Source organism: Pseudomonas sp. PDM21, assembly GCF_014852505.2.
GTDB lineage: Bacteria > Pseudomonadota > Gammaproteobacteria > Pseudomonadales > Pseudomonadaceae > Pseudomonas.
The window spans coordinates 5,490,092-5,505,530 of sequence record NZ_CM181223.1; the positions used below are offsets into that span (position 1 = coordinate 5,490,092).

Annotated in this window: 13 protein-coding genes; 2 read left to right on the forward strand and 11 right to left on the reverse strand. The window is 64.6% G+C overall.

Annotated features, from left to right (window positions below):
* Positions 1 to 28 precede the first annotated feature (28 nt).
* Complete coding sequence (locus tag IB275_RS25345) at positions 29 to 967, reverse strand: LysR substrate-binding domain-containing protein (protein WP_081516333.1); 939 nt, start codon at positions 965 to 967, stop codon at positions 29 to 31.
* 52 nt (positions 968 to 1,019) lie between these two features.
* Positions 1,020 to 2,186, reverse strand: coding sequence for a putative porin (locus tag IB275_RS25350; protein ID WP_192292212.1), 1,167 nt, complete (start codon positions 2,184 to 2,186; stop codon positions 1,020 to 1,022).
* Positions 2,187 to 2,407: 221 nt separating this feature from the next.
* On the opposite strand from IB275_RS25350, the gene IB275_RS25355 reads away from it, so the two are divergent.
* Complete coding sequence (locus IB275_RS25355) at positions 2,408 to 3,283, forward strand: LysR substrate-binding domain-containing protein (protein ID WP_192292215.1); 876 nt, start codon at positions 2,408 to 2,410, stop codon at positions 3,281 to 3,283.
* A gap of 297 nt (positions 3,284 to 3,580) precedes the next feature.
* The gene (locus tag IB275_RS25360) at positions 3,581 to 4,036 is read left to right on the forward strand and encodes a hypothetical protein (RefSeq protein ID WP_151188276.1); all 456 of its coding nucleotides are present in this window, start codon (positions 3,581 to 3,583) and stop codon (positions 4,034 to 4,036) included.
* 47 nt (positions 4,037 to 4,083) lie between these two features.
* Here IB275_RS25360 and IB275_RS25365 read toward each other — a convergent pair whose 3' ends face one another.
* From IB275_RS25365 to IB275_RS25405, 9 genes are all read right to left on the reverse strand, one after another.
* Complete coding sequence (locus tag IB275_RS25365) at positions 4,084 to 4,332, reverse strand: hypothetical protein (RefSeq protein WP_192292218.1); 249 nt, start codon at positions 4,330 to 4,332, stop codon at positions 4,084 to 4,086.
* A 4-nt stretch (positions 4,333 to 4,336) separates the two neighbouring features.
* On the reverse strand, positions 4,337 to 5,767 hold the full coding sequence (locus tag IB275_RS25370; protein ID WP_192318806.1) for an efflux transporter outer membrane subunit: 1,431 nt from the start codon (positions 5,765 to 5,767) through the stop codon (positions 4,337 to 4,339).
* Positions 5,767 to 8,934, reverse strand: a complete 3,168-nt coding sequence (locus tag IB275_RS25375) for an efflux RND transporter permease subunit (RefSeq protein ID WP_192292224.1) — start codon at positions 8,932 to 8,934, stop codon at positions 5,767 to 5,769. The genes IB275_RS25370 and IB275_RS25375 overlap by 1 nt, the downstream gene beginning before the upstream one ends.
* Before the next feature lie 10 nt (positions 8,935 to 8,944).
* Positions 8,945 to 9,988 carry an efflux RND transporter periplasmic adaptor subunit gene (locus tag IB275_RS25380; protein ID WP_192292227.1) on the reverse strand — a complete coding sequence of 348 codons (1,044 nt, stop codon included), beginning with the start codon at positions 9,986 to 9,988 and terminating at the stop codon, positions 8,945 to 8,947.
* Between the two features lie 199 nt (positions 9,989 to 10,187).
* Positions 10,188 to 10,799: a hypothetical protein gene (locus IB275_RS25385; RefSeq protein WP_192292230.1), complete on the reverse strand. Its 612-nt coding sequence runs from the start codon at positions 10,797 to 10,799 to the stop codon at positions 10,188 to 10,190.
* 59 nt (positions 10,800 to 10,858) lie between these two features.
* Positions 10,859 to 11,218: a hypothetical protein gene (locus IB275_RS25390; protein ID WP_192292233.1), complete on the reverse strand. Its 360-nt coding sequence runs from the start codon at positions 11,216 to 11,218 to the stop codon at positions 10,859 to 10,861.
* Positions 11,219 to 11,501: 283 nt separating this feature from the next.
* Entirely contained in the window at positions 11,502 to 12,863 is a 1,362-nt protein-coding gene (locus tag IB275_RS25395) for an MFS transporter (RefSeq protein WP_192292236.1), read from the reverse strand.
* Between the two features lie 96 nt (positions 12,864 to 12,959).
* Complete coding sequence (locus tag IB275_RS25400; RefSeq protein WP_192292239.1) at positions 12,960 to 14,399, reverse strand: NAD-dependent succinate-semialdehyde dehydrogenase; 1,440 nt, start codon at positions 14,397 to 14,399, stop codon at positions 12,960 to 12,962.
* On the reverse strand, positions 14,396 to 15,430 hold the full coding sequence (locus tag IB275_RS25405) for an aldo/keto reductase (protein ID WP_192292242.1): 1,035 nt from the start codon (positions 15,428 to 15,430) through the stop codon (positions 14,396 to 14,398). Before IB275_RS25405 ends, IB275_RS25400 begins: the two co-directional genes overlap by 4 nt.
* Between the last annotated feature and the right edge of the window lie 9 nt (positions 15,431 to 15,439).

Sequence of the window (15,439 nt, forward strand, 5' to 3'; positions counted from 1 at the left end):
TTCCTACAGGAAATGACGACGGATTCTTTCAGGAAAGACTGATGACGGAGCCCGATCCCGCCAGGTTGCGCTCGGTCATCCACACCTCCTGCTGCAACCACTCATGGAAGCGCTGGACGTGGGACGGCAACTCCTGCTCCGGCCGGCTCACCCACCAGTACGACTGGTGCCCCTGCACCTCGACGTCGAGCATCTGCACCAGCTGCCCCGCCGCCAGCTCACGGGCGACCATCTGCCGGTCGGCGATGGTGATGCCCAGCCCGTCGATGGCCGCGCGGATGGCCATGTCCAGCAGGTCGAATTCGTAGCCACCCTGCAGGTCGACGCCCTGGATCTTCGCCGCGTCCAGCCAGTGTCGCCAGGTCAGGAAGCGCTGGTCGTCGCGGGCCAGCACATGCAGCAAAGTCATGCTGCGCAGATCGATGTCCTGCTCCTCGCGCTGCGCCAGCAGGCTGGGCGCGCACACTGCGATGTGCCGTTCGTGCATCAGCAGCGAGCTGTCCAGGCCGTCCCATTCGCCATTGCCGAAGCGAATCGCGCAATCCAGCGTGCTGCTCTGCGCAAGGCTGTCCTGCAGGTTGGTGGTCAGGCTCACTTCCAGGTCAGGGTGCGCTTCGCGCAGGCGCGACAGGCGCGGCAACAGCCAGCGCAGGGCGAAGGTGGGCGGCGCGTTGACCCGCAGGCGATTGAGGTGGTGGCGCTGCTGGATACCGCGCACCGTCAGCTCGATGCGGTCGAACGAGAGTTGCAGCGCACGCAGCAGTACACGCCCGGCCTCGGTCAGCTCCAGGTGATGATGCCGGCGCACCAGCAGGCTCTCGCCCAGCTGTTCCTCCAGCTGACGCACCTGGCGGCTGACCGCGCTCTGGGTCACGTTGAGCAGCTCGGCCGCACGGGTAAAGCTCCCCGTGCTGCCGGCCACTTCGAAGGCTTTCAGCGCATTGAGCGCCGGAATCTTGCGTTTCACCCACCCTTCCCTGCCCCGCGGCCTCTGCCGCGCGGGCCTTGTCAGCGCAATATCAGAAGTAATAGCCGACATTCGCGTACAGCTGGTTCTCCCAGTGGCTGGTGCCACCTTCGGCCAGGCTCTGGGTGTAGTTGCTGCCGCCGATGTACGGATCGTTGCGACCGTTGAGCCACTCCACGGCGATGTACACCGCCTTCACCGAGAAGGAGGTGCCGAGGATGAAGCGCTGCGAAGTCTTGAAGTCGTCAGCGGACTTGTCGAAGGCGCTGTAGTTGCCATAGACCTTCACGCCGCTGACCCAACCATCGAGGAAACCTCCCGGAATGCTGTAGCTCAGGTCTCCGACATACAGGCTACCGCGACTGGCGACGTTGAACGTACCGTCGTACCCACCGAATGTGACTACTTCGTCGCTCCCCTGATTGCGCGGCGACATCTGCTGTCGCGCTGCCTGCAGTTGCACGCCCCAGGGGCCATTCTGCCCGGCATAGTGAATGGCGTAGGCGTTGCGCCGGCCGTTGTCGTCGGTGTCCTGGTTCTCCAGGCGCGAGGTCAGCGCCGAGAAGCCCACTTCGGATTTCCAATCGCCCAGTTGCAGCGAGCGCGCCAGGCGGCCGACCAGGATCTGCCGCTCCTTGTTGCGCGAACCATCGCCGACATAGCCATCCGCCGAAGTCACCACGGTGGAATAGGTGGTGCCGTTGCTGGTGCCGTTGCCCTCCCAGGCGGGGCGGCTATACGCGCCGACCTGCAGGTTCCAGTCGCCCTGCTGCTGGAGGTACTTCACGCCCACGTCGTTGACGTCTTCCAGGCCGATGACGTTGCCGAGGGTCTCGTAGAAGGTGCTGCCGAAGAAGGGTTGCAGACCGAAGGGAATCTGGTTGAGACCGACCTGGATCTGCCGATCCGGATCAAACTTGTAGCCGATCCAGGCGTACTCGGCGAAGTTCACGTCACCAAAGTGCTCGGTGTACTGGTAGGGATAGTCCTTGCCGTACCAGCGGTAGCGCGCGGCGCCGATCCAGGTGTCGGAGGTGTAGGTGACGCGCAGCATCGCGGTGTCGATGCCGAACTTCTCGATATCGCGGTCCGGGTCATGATCCCAGCGCGCGCGCACGGCGCCGCCGATGTCCAGGTTGTCGGTCACCGGTACGGCGATGGCAGTAGAGCTCAGGGCGAAGAGGGCAGGAAGCAGGAACGGCAGGTGGAGTCTGGCCACGTTGAAGGTGCCTCGGCTGGTTTCTTGTCGTTATGGGAATCGCCCGCGCCCGGTGCTCCCCGGTTCGTGAGCGCGGCCGAAACTAGCCCTTGGCCGAACCACCACACAAACGACTAAATCGCAGTCATAACCCGAGAAAAACGCATATTCCGAAGGCATCGCCATCGCTAGAATCAGCGAAAAAAGCCCGCGCCCCGAGCGTACTTCCGGATGGCCCCGCCATGCGTAATCTGCCGCCCTTGACCATGCTCCGCGTCTTCGAAGAAGTGGCCCGCCACCGCAGTTTCAATCGGGCGGCCGATGCCCTGAACGTCACCCAGGGAGCCGTCAGCCGGCAGATCAAGCAACTGGAGGAATACCTCGGAATCAGCCTTTTCCTACGCACGCCACGCGGCCTGACCCTGACCGAGGCCGGCAGCGCCCTCGCCCCGCACCTGGGCGACGCCTTCGACCAGATGGAGCGCGCCCTGCAGGCCGTGCGCGTGCCCAACCTGCGCCAGCGCCTGCGCATCCTCGCGCCACCAACCTGGGGAACACGCTGGCTGTCGCCGCGCCTGCGCAGCTTCCTCAAGCGCTATCCGGACATCAACCTGAGCATCACCAACCAGCAGGGTGACGACAGCGCTGGCGAACTGGATTGCCGCATCCGCTTTGGCCTGGAGCAGGCCCCCCACTGCCACAGCGAGTTGCTGGTGATGGAGCGCCACATAGCCGTGGCAAGCCCGGAGCTGTTCGACGGCGAACAACCGCCGGAACTGCACGACCACCCGCTGCTGCACATCCTGCACGAAGGCAAGCGCCTGCGGGTCTGGGAAAACTGGCTGGAAGCGGTCGGCCGCAGCGACGTCGATGCCGCCAGCGGCATCGAATTCAGCACCCTGGACCAGGTCATCCATACGGCCCTCGCCGGGGGTGGGCTGGCGGTGATCGACCGGCAGATGATCGAAAGGGAGCTGGCCAGCGGCAGCCTGTTGCCGATCACCCCGGTCGAGGTGATCGGCCCCTACGGCTATTGGCTGGATATCGCCAGCGACAAGCTGGGCCTGTCGAAAGTGGAGCGCTTCCAGCATTGGCTGAATGTGGAGCGGAATCCGTGAAGCTGCCTTCGCGAGCGTAAAAAAAGCCAGGCCCTGACTCACGAAACTCCAGGACCTGGCCCAAGACAGAGACGGGAGTAACGGAGCCCCTCGTGAAGCCTCTGCCGCATGCCTCGACCGGCGTGCACGCCCATTCTTGACACTGCGCCCGTCTCAGTTCTGCCGGAAGCATCCTAGAGTCTGCCGCGACATTTCCTGTACTCACCTCCCCCCGCAGCATCGCCGGAAGCATCCCCTTAACCTCAGGAAACAGGCATGCCAATGAGGGCGCGCCTGCAATTCTCGAGGTACAGAGACATGAAACCAGCAACATCCTGGCTCGTCAGCGCCCTGCTCGCCCTTTCCCTCAGCGCTTGCGCAACGGTCGACGCCGGAAACGGCGGCCCGGGCGAGATAGCAATCCGCAGCGGGCGCATCGAGCAGATCACCTTGACGCAAATGCAGAGCAACCAGGACAGCGGCGTCGGTGCCGTGCTTGGAGGCATCGGTGGTGCGGTACTGGGCGGCCTGATTGGTGGCGGAACGGGCAGTGACGTAGCCATGGTGGCTGGCGCAATGGGCGGAGCGCTGGGTGGCGACTACGAGGAAAAGAAACTTTACGACCAACCCAAGGAAGCCCAGCAGGTCATCGTGCGCATGCGCAGCGGCGTGTTGGTCTCGGTGACCCAGCCGGTGAACCCCAACCTCGGCCAAGGCATGGCGGTGTACATCGAGGGCAGTGGCAACGGGGCGCGTGTCGTTCCCCAAAGCTGATTACCGTAGGCGCCTCTCGCCCGAGGGGCGCCTACGCAGGTGGATTGTCAGATGCGGGGGAGTTTCGACTTGCCGATCGACTCGTCGCGCAACACCTCGATGCAGCGGGGAGCACGAATAGAAAGACGCACCATCACGCCTTTCATCGGCGGCCGAGACAGCGACGTGCAAACGCCATCGCCGCGCACCGCCAATTCCTCGCCCCGTAGCGCCGCGAGGATTTCTGCATCGCCTGCATCATCGCCACGGAAGATGCGGATTTTCTCCCCGCGGCGGCGGGAAGCTGCCGGTGCCATCGAACTAGCCCCCCTTCAGCGCGACAGGCTTGAACAGCAGCGCGGCATCCGCGCCCACCTCGCCGCCCACGGAGAGATACAGCGTGTTGAACGCATTCAGCGAAGCCAGGCGGCTGCTTACCTCCTGCAACTGCCCGTCGAAGAGTTTTTCTTCCGCCGTGGTGACATCCAGGTAAGTCGAATATCCCCCCTCGTACAGGCGACGCGCCTGCAGCGAGTAGGTCTGCAATGCGCCGACCTGCTGCTCGACCGCAGTCAGCTGCGCCGCCGTCTCCCGCGTGCTCACCAGCGCATCATTCACATCGGCCAACGACGATTGCACCGCCTGCTTGTAGGCGAGTACCGACTGTTGGTACTCGGATTTCGCCTGGAGCACCTGTCCGGAGATTGCCCCGGCATCGAACACGGTCTGGTTGAGCCCCAGGGCCAGGTTCCAGACCCTGGATGCACTCTCGAACAACTGCCCGCTCTCGCCCCGGCTGAAGCCGATCATCCCCGACAGGTTCAGGTCCGGCAGGTACAGCGCCTGCGCCGCACCGACCATCGCGTTGCTGGCGACCACAGCCTGCTCGGCCTGCAGCAGGTCAGGGCGTCGCGACAGCAAGGTGGCTGGCAGGACGTCCGGCACCTTCGGCGCGCGCAGGGAAGACAGGCGTTCCTTGCGCACGATAGGGCCGGGGTTTCGACCGAGCAGCACCGACAGCGAGTTCTCCGCCGCGCTGATCTTCGCTCTCAGGGGAGGAATCGCCGCCTGGGTCGCCCAGTAGTCGTTCTGTGCCTGGCTGAGTTCGATCTGGCGGATCACGCCTCGGTCATAGCGTTTCTGGAAGATGTCCAGGGCGTCCTTGCGCGCCTGCGCGGTCTGCTCGGCGATGACGAGCTGCTCGTCCAGTGCCAGCAGGTTGAGATAGCCCTCGCTGATCGGACTGGCCAGGCTCAGCGCCACGCCGCGCTGCGCGTATTGCGCACCGAGCAATTGCGCGCTTGCCGCTTCGCTCTGGCGACGCAGCTTGCCCCAGAGGTCGATCTCCCAGCTGGCATCGAGGCCCGCCTGGTACTGGTTGCCCACTCCATCGAACCCAGCCAGCGGCGTACCGACGAACTGATCAGTCCGTGCCCGCTTGGCCCCTGCGCCCACCCCCAACTGCGGGAACAGCCCCGCCCGTACCGTGCGCAATTGACCTCGGAACTGCTCGATGCGCGCGGTAGCGCGCTGCAGATCGAGGTTGTTCGCCAGCCCTTCCTTGACCAGCGACGACAGGGTGGGAGAGCCGAATTGGCCCCACCACGGGCCGTCGACCTGGGACGTGGTGGAGTTCAGGTGCGCCCTGTAGGCCGCCGGCATGGCGACCTCGGGGCGTTGATAGTCGGGGCCGACCATGCAGCCGGCCAGGGTCGAGACGGCCAGTCCCAGTATGAGTTTCCTGGCGGTCATCAGTGCGCCTCCTGGGTGGTGTCGCCACGGGGCGTCACCAACGCGGTCACGGAATTTCTGGACTGTTCCCGTCGTTCGCTGAAACGTTCGACGAGGTAGGAGAACAGCGGCACGAACAGCAACGCCAGGCTGGTGGCCGCGAGCATGCCGCCGATGATGCCGGTGCCGATGGAGTGACGGGAGTTGGCCCCGGCTCCGCTGGCGATCGCCAGCGGCACGGCGCCGAAGATGAAGGCCAGGGACGTCATGATGATAGGCCGCAGGCGCAACTCGACCGCCTTGAGCACCGCGTCCAGCGGCGACAACCCGGCCTGTCGCTGCAGGATGACGAACTCGACGATCAGGATCGCGTTCTTCGCCGCCAGCCCCACCAGGGTGACGAGGCCGATCTGGAAGTACACGTCGTTGGAGATGCCGCGCAGCCAGATCGCCACCAGCGCCCCGAAAATACCGAAGGGCACCGCACTGAGCACGGTCAGCGGCAGCGACCAGGACTCGTACTGGGCCGCCAGGATGAGGAAGACCATGATGATCCCGAAGACGAACACCAGCACCGTGGTGTTACCCGCCTTGTTCTCCTCGAAGGCCTCGCCACTCCAGGCAAAGCTGTAACCCGGTGGCAGCTCCTGCAGGGCCAGTTCCTGCATCGCCTTGATGGCATCGCCGGAACTGTAGCCAGGGCCGGCATTGCCGGTGATCTTGGCCGCGGGGAAGTTGTTGAATCGCGTCACCAGACTGGGGCCGGAGGTGAATTCGGTCTTCACCAGGGCGGACAGCGGGATCATCTTGCCGTCCTTCTGCCGCACGTAGAGATTGCCCAGGTCGGTCGGCGAGCTGCGGTATTGCGCATCGCCCTGCACGATCACCTGCCACACCCGACTGCCCAGCACGTACTGGCTGATATAGGCCGAACCGAACTGAGTCTGCAGTGCGCCGTACACGTCGGCCATCGGCACGCCCAAGGTCTCCGCCTTGGCGTTGTCCACCGAGACGCGCATCTGCCGGGTCGAGGCCTGGAAGGTACTGATCAGGCCGGACAGCTCCGGGCGCTTGGCGGCGGCGCCGATGAGTTTCCAGGTGGCGGCCTGGAGTTCCTTCGCATCACCGTTGCCACGGTTCTCCACCCAGAATTCGAAGCCGCCCTGGGTACCCAGGCCGGGAATCGACGGCGGGTTGATGGGGATGATGCGGGCCTGGGGAATGGTCGCCAGCTTGGGGTAGAGAGCGCGGATGATGCCATCGGCCGACATCGCGTCCCCCTTGCGCTGTTCCGAAGGCTTCAGGTTGAGGAATACCGTGCCCATGTTGGTCTGGTTCTGGCCATCGATGAAGCTGTAGCCGGAGATCGCCGACGCGTCCTGCACGGCCGGGTGCTCGCGGAACATCGCCGCGACCTGCTCGGTTGTGGCCTCAGTGCGATCCAGGCTCGCCGAGTCCGGCATCATCACGGCAACCAGCAGGTAGCCCTGGTCTTCCTCGGGCACGAAGCTGGTGGGAATCCTCGAGAACAGCGCGGCGATGCCCAGCAGCATGGCGGCGAACAGCACCAGCGCCACCAACATGCGCCGAACGACCAGGGAGACCAGGCCGACGAAGCCATGGGTCATCCTGTCGAAGCGCTGGTTGTACCACTCGAAGCCCTTCCAGCGCGCATGCTGGCCCGGCTTGAGGATCAGCGAGGCGAGCGCTGGCGACAGCGACAGGGCGACGAAGCCGGAGATGATCACCGAGCAGGCAATGGTCAGGGCGAACTGGCGATACAGCAGGCCGGTGGTACCACTGACGAATGCCACGGGAATGAATACCGCGCAGAGCACAAGCACAATGGCGATCACCGGGCCGGTCACCTCCTCCATCGCCTTCACGGTGGCGTCATGGGCGTTCAGGTGGAACGACTCCATGTTCCGCTCGACGTTCTCCACCACCACGATGGCGTCGTCCACCACGATGCCGATGGCCAGCACCAGGGCAAAGAGAGTCAGCAGGTTGATCGAAAAGCCCAGCGCCAGCAGCGCGCCGAAGGTGCCGATTACCGCCACGACCACGGCGACCACCGGAATCAGCGTGCTGCGCACGCTCTGCAGGAAGATGAACACCACGAGCACTACCAGGGCAATGGCGATCAGCAGCGTAACCACGACCTCATGGATCGAGGAGCGGACGAACTCGGTGGTATCCAGGGAGACGGCATAGCCGATGCCCTGGGGGAAGGTAGTGGACATGCTCGCCAGCGCGGCGCGGACGTTCTTCGACACTTCCAGGGCATTGGAGCCCGCCTGCTGGTAGACCGCGATCATGGTTGCCGTCTTGCCGTTGAGCGAGGAGCGCATGCTGTACTGGTTGAGACCGATCTCGGCACTGGCCACGTCGCCCAGCCGAACGATCGCAGTGCCATTGGCGTCGGCGCGCAGGATGATCTGCTCGAACTCCTTGGCAGTCTTCATGCGCCCCGGCGTAACCAGCGGATAGGTCAGTTCCATCATCCCCTGGGACGGCGCCTGGCCAATGTTGCCGGCGCCGAACTGCTGGTTCTGCTGGCTGACCGCGTCCTGCACGTCGGTCGCGGTGATGCCCAGCTCCGCCATGCGGTCCGGCTTGAGCCAGATGCGCAACGCGAGGTCGGCGTCGCCCATGATCTGCGCCTGGTTGGCGCCCTGGATGCGCTTGATCGCGTCCAGCACGTAGAGGTTGGCGTAGTTACCCACGTACTGCTGGTCGAAGCTGCCGTCAGGCGAGTAGATCGCCAGCAGCATGAGGAAGCTGGAGGAGCGCTTCTGCACGTTCACTCCGTTCTGCTGCACGGACTGCGGCAGCTGCGCCAGCGCCTGGCTGACGCGGTTCTGTACCTGGACCTGGGCGATATCCGGGTCGGTGCCAATGTCGAAGTACACGTTCAGCGTCATCTGCCCGGTGGGCGAGCTGACCGACTGCATGTACAGCATGTTGTCGACGCCGTTGACCTGCGTCTCGATGGGCGCCGCCACGGTGGAAGCGATGGTCTGCGAATCGGCGCCCGGATAGGTCGCCGTCACGGTGATCTGGATGGGGGTGATGTCCGGGTACTGCGCTACCGGCAAGGCAAAGATGGAAACGCCGCCGGCGATGATGATGATCAGCGACAGCACCATCGCGAAGATGGGACGGTCAATACAGAAACGCGAAAGCATGACGGTCGCCTCACTCTGCCTTGGGGGTCGCCGGGCCGAAACTGCCGGCCGGCGCGTCACCGGTGATCTTCAGGGGGACGCCGGGCGCGAGCTTTCCGGCGCCATCGACCACGACCTGCTCGCCGGCCTTGAGCCCTTTCTCGACTCGCCAGAACTCGTCGGACGGCTCGGCCATCTGCACCGGGCGCTCCTCGGCCTTGTCGCCGTCGACCACGTAGACGAAGTCGCCCTTGGGCCCGTGCATGACGGCACGCTGTGGCAGCTGGATCGCATTGGCGTAGTTCGCACCCTTCAGGGTGATGCGCACGAACTGGCCGGGGCGCAAATTGCCCTTGGGGTTGGCGAAGTCGGCGCGGACCATGAAGGTGCCGGTCTGCTGGTTGAAAGTGGAAGACGCGAAGCTCACCACGCCGGTCGCCGGGTAGCGCGAGCCGTCCGACATCTGCAGGTCCGCCTCGAGCCGGCCGTCGGACGGCAACACCAGGCGACCGCTGTCGCGCAGGTCGCGGATGGTGAGGAACTGCTCCTCGCTCACGCTCATCACCACGCGCATCGGGTCCAGCGTGGACACCGAGGTCAGCAGGCTATTACCGGCATTGACATAGGTCCCGTCGTTGACGTGGGCGTAGTCACTGACGCCATCGACCGGGGAACGCACGTAGGTGTAGGAGAGATTCAGCTCCTGCGTCCTCACCTGGGCCAGCGCCGCCTCCATGGAGGCCTCGGCAGACTTGGCCGTACCGATGGCATCGTCGCGGTCCTTCGGGCTCAGGGCCTTTTCCGCCGCCAGCGGCAGCACGCGATCCAGGTTGGCCTTGGCGCGTTCGTAGCTGGCCTTCTGCGCGGCATACTGCGCCCTGGCCGAATCGAGCTGGGCCTGGAACGGTGCGTGGTCGATCTCGAAGAGCAGGTCTCCGGCCTTCACCACACTGCCTTCGGTGTAGTTGCGCCTGAGCAGGAAGCCATCCACCCGCGCGTGGATGTCCACCGCCTGTGGACTCTGGGTCTGTCCGACGAAAGTCATGCTCGCCGGCAGGCTGGCCGACTTCGCCACGACGGTCGTGACAGCGACTGGAGCGGCCCCGACGGGCGTTTTTTCCGCCCGATCACAGGCGGTCAGGAATACGGTCGCGAGTAGTACTGCGCAGGGGCAGCCCAAAGGAGTCAGGCGCATAGTCAATCCACAGCGATTGCCCGAAGGCGAGGGAACGGGAAAAGGGAGTTCCCGCCACGGCGGGAACTCCGCGAGGGCATCAGTTGCTGGACTTGGCCGGCGCTGCCGATTGAGCGACCGGATGAGCAGTGACGATCTGCAGGGTGTCCTCGTAGGTCACTGTCAGTATCTGGCCCGTCTTCAGCTCGCTCATGCGGCTGCGCAGCTTGGCGTCATCGACCTGCACCACCTTGGTCGCGCCGTTCGGCCCTTCGAAGGTCAGCTCATGCTTCTTGAGATTGATACCGACGATCTTCAACTGGACGCGGGCCATGCGGAATGCATCGCCTCCGGGATGCGGATTGGTCGGAGTGGCCATGGCCGCGCCATCGATTTCGAGAGCGCCGGGAGCCTGTGTCTGCACCTGAGTGTCAAGGTCAAAGGCAGCGGAGTGGACGACCAGGGCGGCGATATAGTCGCCCGCCCTGAGGTGCCCCAGGTCCTGTGCAGCATCGGTCAGTTGTACGGTCAGCGGTTTCCCGGCCTCGTCCTCGACGACGATGCGACGGTCCTTGGCATCGACGGAGATGACCTTGGTCACCACCTCATCGGACACCACCGCGGTACCCAGCGGAATATCGGCGGCCATCGCCGGGACCATGGCCGCCAGGGCCAGCGCAGCGAACAGGGGCAGAGTCTTGGGTGCTTGCATGAGGAACCCTCCTTGGGCTCGGTTTCTTGTGAACGGAACAGGTAGGCGACGTGGCTGCATCACTGGCCGAGGCGCGCGGTATCACTGACCGCGGTGCAGCTGTCGGGCGTCAGGCAGAAGGCGATGTACACCGCCTGCCGACCACAGCCGCGGGCACCGATGGTGTATTCGGTGCGGTTGTTGGCGTAGGCGAACTGGGTGACCTTGCTCGACAGCACGGTGGCGGTGGCGTCCGGGCAATCGAGTTCGAAGCGTGCACGGGACAAGGCGGTGGTGATTGCCGCGTTCTGGTTCTGCGCTATGAACTGCTGGTCGGTCATGCAGCCGCTCAGGGAGGCGGCGCAGGCCAGTAAGGCGAAGGCGGGAAGCAACGGCAGACCATTGAGGAGGATGGCGGTAACGGTGGGGCGCAGGTGCATGGCGACTCCTTGCTGAAGAGTGATCGCCTGGGACCTTTGCACCGTTGAACGAACGTACGGGGACGGCAATCCGAGGCAGGGACCGCTACCTTAATCGCCATCCGGAGCGCTGAAATCGGGGTAGAAATAGATACGGATGGTCCCCCAGTCAGTTGCGCCAAATTCCTACATGATCAGCGCAGATATCTGAGGAACTGCCCGGTAGAGCCTCGTTTCAGAGCCTACAGACGAACGGGCGCACCGGTTTCCCGGCACGCCCGTTCGCTCAGCTCGCAGGGAGATGTCAGGCCAGTTGAGCAGCCTTTTCCGGCGCATCGCCAGGTGCCGATCCTGACTCGGCGCGGCAGGCGTTAGTCAGAGTCAGGTCCTTGGTCTCCGGGGCCCAGGCGATGGAGATGATCGCCCCCAGCAACAGAATGCCGGCAAGGATCGCCATGGTCGGGTTGAGGCCGATGCCCGCCACACTGACCGGCAGCAGAAAGGTGCTCAGTGCCGAGCCCAGGCGGCTGGCCGCCGTGGCCAGGCCGATACCACCGGCGCGCACTTCAGTGGGGAAGCTTTCCGCCGGGTAGACGCCGACCAGGTTGCTCACCGCCGACAGCACCAGGGTGAACAGGCCGAAGCACGCCACCATCAGCCAGGCCATGCTGCCCGGCAGCAACACCAGCAGGAACAGCGAAGCGGCGAGTATCAGGAAGGAGTTGATGAGGAAACCGCGACGGCTGAACTTGATGGTGCACCAGATGCCCAGCAGGGCCCCGACCACCAGCAGCGCGTTGAGCATCATCTCGGTGCCGAAGCCTTCGGCGAGTCCCATCTTCTGCAGGATCGACGGCAGGAAGGTGTAGATGGCGAAGTACGGCATGACGATGCAGATGAAGAACAGGCAGTTGAAGGCCGTGCGCTTGCGGTACTCGCGGCTGAACAGCGCGCTGTAGCCGGCGTGCTTGCGGGTGATGACTTCTTCGTCGATCTCCACGTTGGCGCCCAGGTGCTTGCGCACGATGGCACGGGCTTCCTCGACGCGGCCCTTGTGGATCAGCCAGCGCGGCGATTCGGGCGTGCCGATGCGGGCGATCAGGATCAACGCCGCGGGGATCGCCGAGGACGCCAGCATCCAGCGCCACGCATCATCGCCCAGCCCCAGCAGAGCGGTGCCGACGAAGGTGGCGGCGACATACCCGAAGGTCCAGATCACGCTGAACGAGCCCAGCAACACACCACGCTGCTTGCGCGGGGAGAACTCGGCGAGCATGGCATGGCCGACGCTGAAGTCGCCGCCCAGGCCGATGCCGATCAACACCCGGCAGAGGAACAGCTGCATCGCGGTTTCGACGTAGAACTGCATTACCGAGGCAACGGTGATCAGCACGAAGCTGATGAGGAAGATTTTCTGCCGCCCGAGGTGGTCGGAGATCCAGCCGAAGAACAGGCTGCCGAAGAACAGCCCGAGCAACGCTGAGCTGCCGATCAGTCCCTGCCAGAATGGCGTCAGCGCCATCTGCGGGTTGATCAGGGTGAAGGCGATGCCGATGAGGCCGAGGATGTAGCCGTCGGTGAAGTGGGCGCCGAAGGTGAGGCCGGCGATCTTGATGTGAAACCTGCCGATGGGCAGGTCATCGATTTTGACTGGTTGACCCGACATGATCGTCTCCGACTTTTTGTTATTGGAAACACAGCGAGGTTGAGCCGCCGAGCCCCGGAGGGCGCGGCGGATGAGGCAGAACGCCTTGGCGAAGCGTCAGGCGGACAGACCGCCCATGAGCAAATACTTGATCTCCACGTAGTCCTCGATGCCGTACCTGGAGCCTTCCCGGCCCAGCCCCGATTCCTTGATGCCGCCAAAGGGCGCCACTTCGGTGGAGATGATTCCTTCGTTGATACCGACCATGCCGGCCTCCAGGCCCTCGGCCATGCGCCAGACGCGACCGATGTCGCGGCTGTAGAAATAGGCGGAGAGTCCGTAGGGCGTATCGTTCGCCAGGCTCAGGACTTCAGACTCGTCGCGGAATCGGAAACAGGCCGCTACAGGGCCGAAGGTTTCCTCACTGGCAATCAGCATTTTCGGACTCGCTTCGGCCAGCACAGTCGGTTCGAAGAAGGTGCCGCCCAGCGCATGGCGACGGCCACCGCAGAGCAGCTTCGCGCCCTTCTCCAACGCATCGCCGACATGCTGCTCGACCTTGGCCAGCGCGGCTTCGTTGATCAGCGGGCCCTGCTCGGTTTCGCCTTCCAGCGCATTTCCCACGCGCATGGCACGCACCGCTTCGGTGAGACGCGATACAAATGCGTCGTACACCCCGTCCTGGATGTAGAAGCGGTTCACACACACGCAGGTCTGCCCGGTGTTGCGGAACTTCGAGGCCATGGCGCCGCGCACGGCGTCCTCGATATCGGCATCGTCGAAGACGATGAAGGGGGCGTTGCCGCCCAGCTCCAGCGAGACCTTCTTCAGCGTCTCCGCCGCCTGGCGCATCAGCAGCTTGCCGGTGCGGGTCGAGCCGGTGAACGACAGTTTGCGAACCGAGCCCGATGCCTGCAGCGCGCCACCGATGGCCGGGGCGTCGCCGGAAACGATGTTGAACACGCCCGGCGGAATGCCCGCCTCTTCCGCCAGCACCGCGAGGGCGAAGGCCGACAGCGGGGTTTCTTCCGAAGGCTTGAGGATCATCGTGCAGCCGGCGGCCAACGCCGGTCCCACCTTGCGGGTGACCATCGCCAGCGGGAAGTTCCACGGAGTGATCGCCGCGACCACACCAATGGCCTGCTTGATCACCACGATGCGCGCATCGCCCTTGTGCGAGGGGATCACGTCGCCATACACGCGTTTGGCTTCCTCGGCGAACCACTCGAGGAAGCTCGCCGCGTAGGCGACCTCGCCTTTGGCCTCGGCCAGCGGCTTACCCTGCTCGGTGCTGAGCAGCCGCGCCAGGTCGTCCTGGCGCTGCAGCATCAGTTCGCCCCAGCGACGGATGCGCGCGCTGCGCTCTTTGGCGGTGAGTGCGCGCCAGGCCGGCAGCGCCCGTTCAGCAGCGGCAATGGCAGCGTTGGTCTCCTCGGCGCCGCCACGGGCAACTTCGACGATCAGCACGCCAGTGGCCGGGTTGCGGACCGGGTAGGTCGCGCCGCCATTCACCCATTGGCCATCGATGTAGTGGCCAGTCTTCAGCAGCGCGCTCATGCCACCGCCTCCGTCAGCGCGAAGGCTTCGCGCATGGGGCGGGCGGCGCGCAGGATACGCTTGCCGGCGCTGTAGTCGTTGATCACGTCGCAGGGCGTGTAGTTGCGCTCGAGCTCATAGATTTCCTCGTCGTCCAGACGGGTTTCCAGCGCGGCCAGGGCGCTGTCGAACTGCGCGGTGGTGTCGGCACCGACCAGCATGCAATCCACGCCCGAATGCTGCAGGACCCAGGCCTGGGCGATCTGCGCGTTGGATACGCCGCGGCGTTGGGCCACGCGCTGCACGGAGCGGGCGATCTCGAAGGAGGCCTCGTCGGCGTACATCTGCTGGGTGAAGAAGTCGGTCTGGTTGCGCGTGGAGTTCGCGTCGCCAGTCAGCAGCCCGCGCGCCAGCGGGCTGAACACCGAGACGCCAAGGCCCTGGTCGCGGCAGAAGGGAATCATCTCGCGCTCTTCCTCGCGGTAGGCGCAGTTGAGCTGCAGCTGCATGTTGATCGGTTTGACCCAGCCATTGCGCTCGCAAGCCATGAGGATCTTCGCCAGCTGGCCGGTGAGCATGGTGGACACGCCGATGTAGCGGGCCTTGCCGGCGCGGACGATGTCGTTCAGCGCGCCCATCACCTCTTCCACCGGAGTGTTTACGTCGTAGAAGTGCAGCATGTAGATGTCGACGTAGTCCATGCCCATGCGCTTCAGGGAGGCGTCGATGCCATCCATGATGTGCTTGCGCGAATGCCCGCTGGCGTTGATGCCGGGACGGGTGCCGTAGCCGACCTTGGTGGTGATCACCACGTCCTCGCGACGCACCAGGCGCTTGAGGATGCGGCAGACCACCTCCTCGCCGACACCGGCCGAGTAAAAGTCGGCGAGGTCGATGAAGTTCACGCCGGAATCCAGCGCGTGCTTCACGATCGGCTCGCTCTTGGCCTCATCGAAGATCCACGGTTTCCAGTCCGGGGTGCCCATGTTCATGGTGCCCAGGCACAGCTTGGAAACCTGCAGGCCGGAGTTGCCGAGACGGATGTATTGCATGGTGCGGAC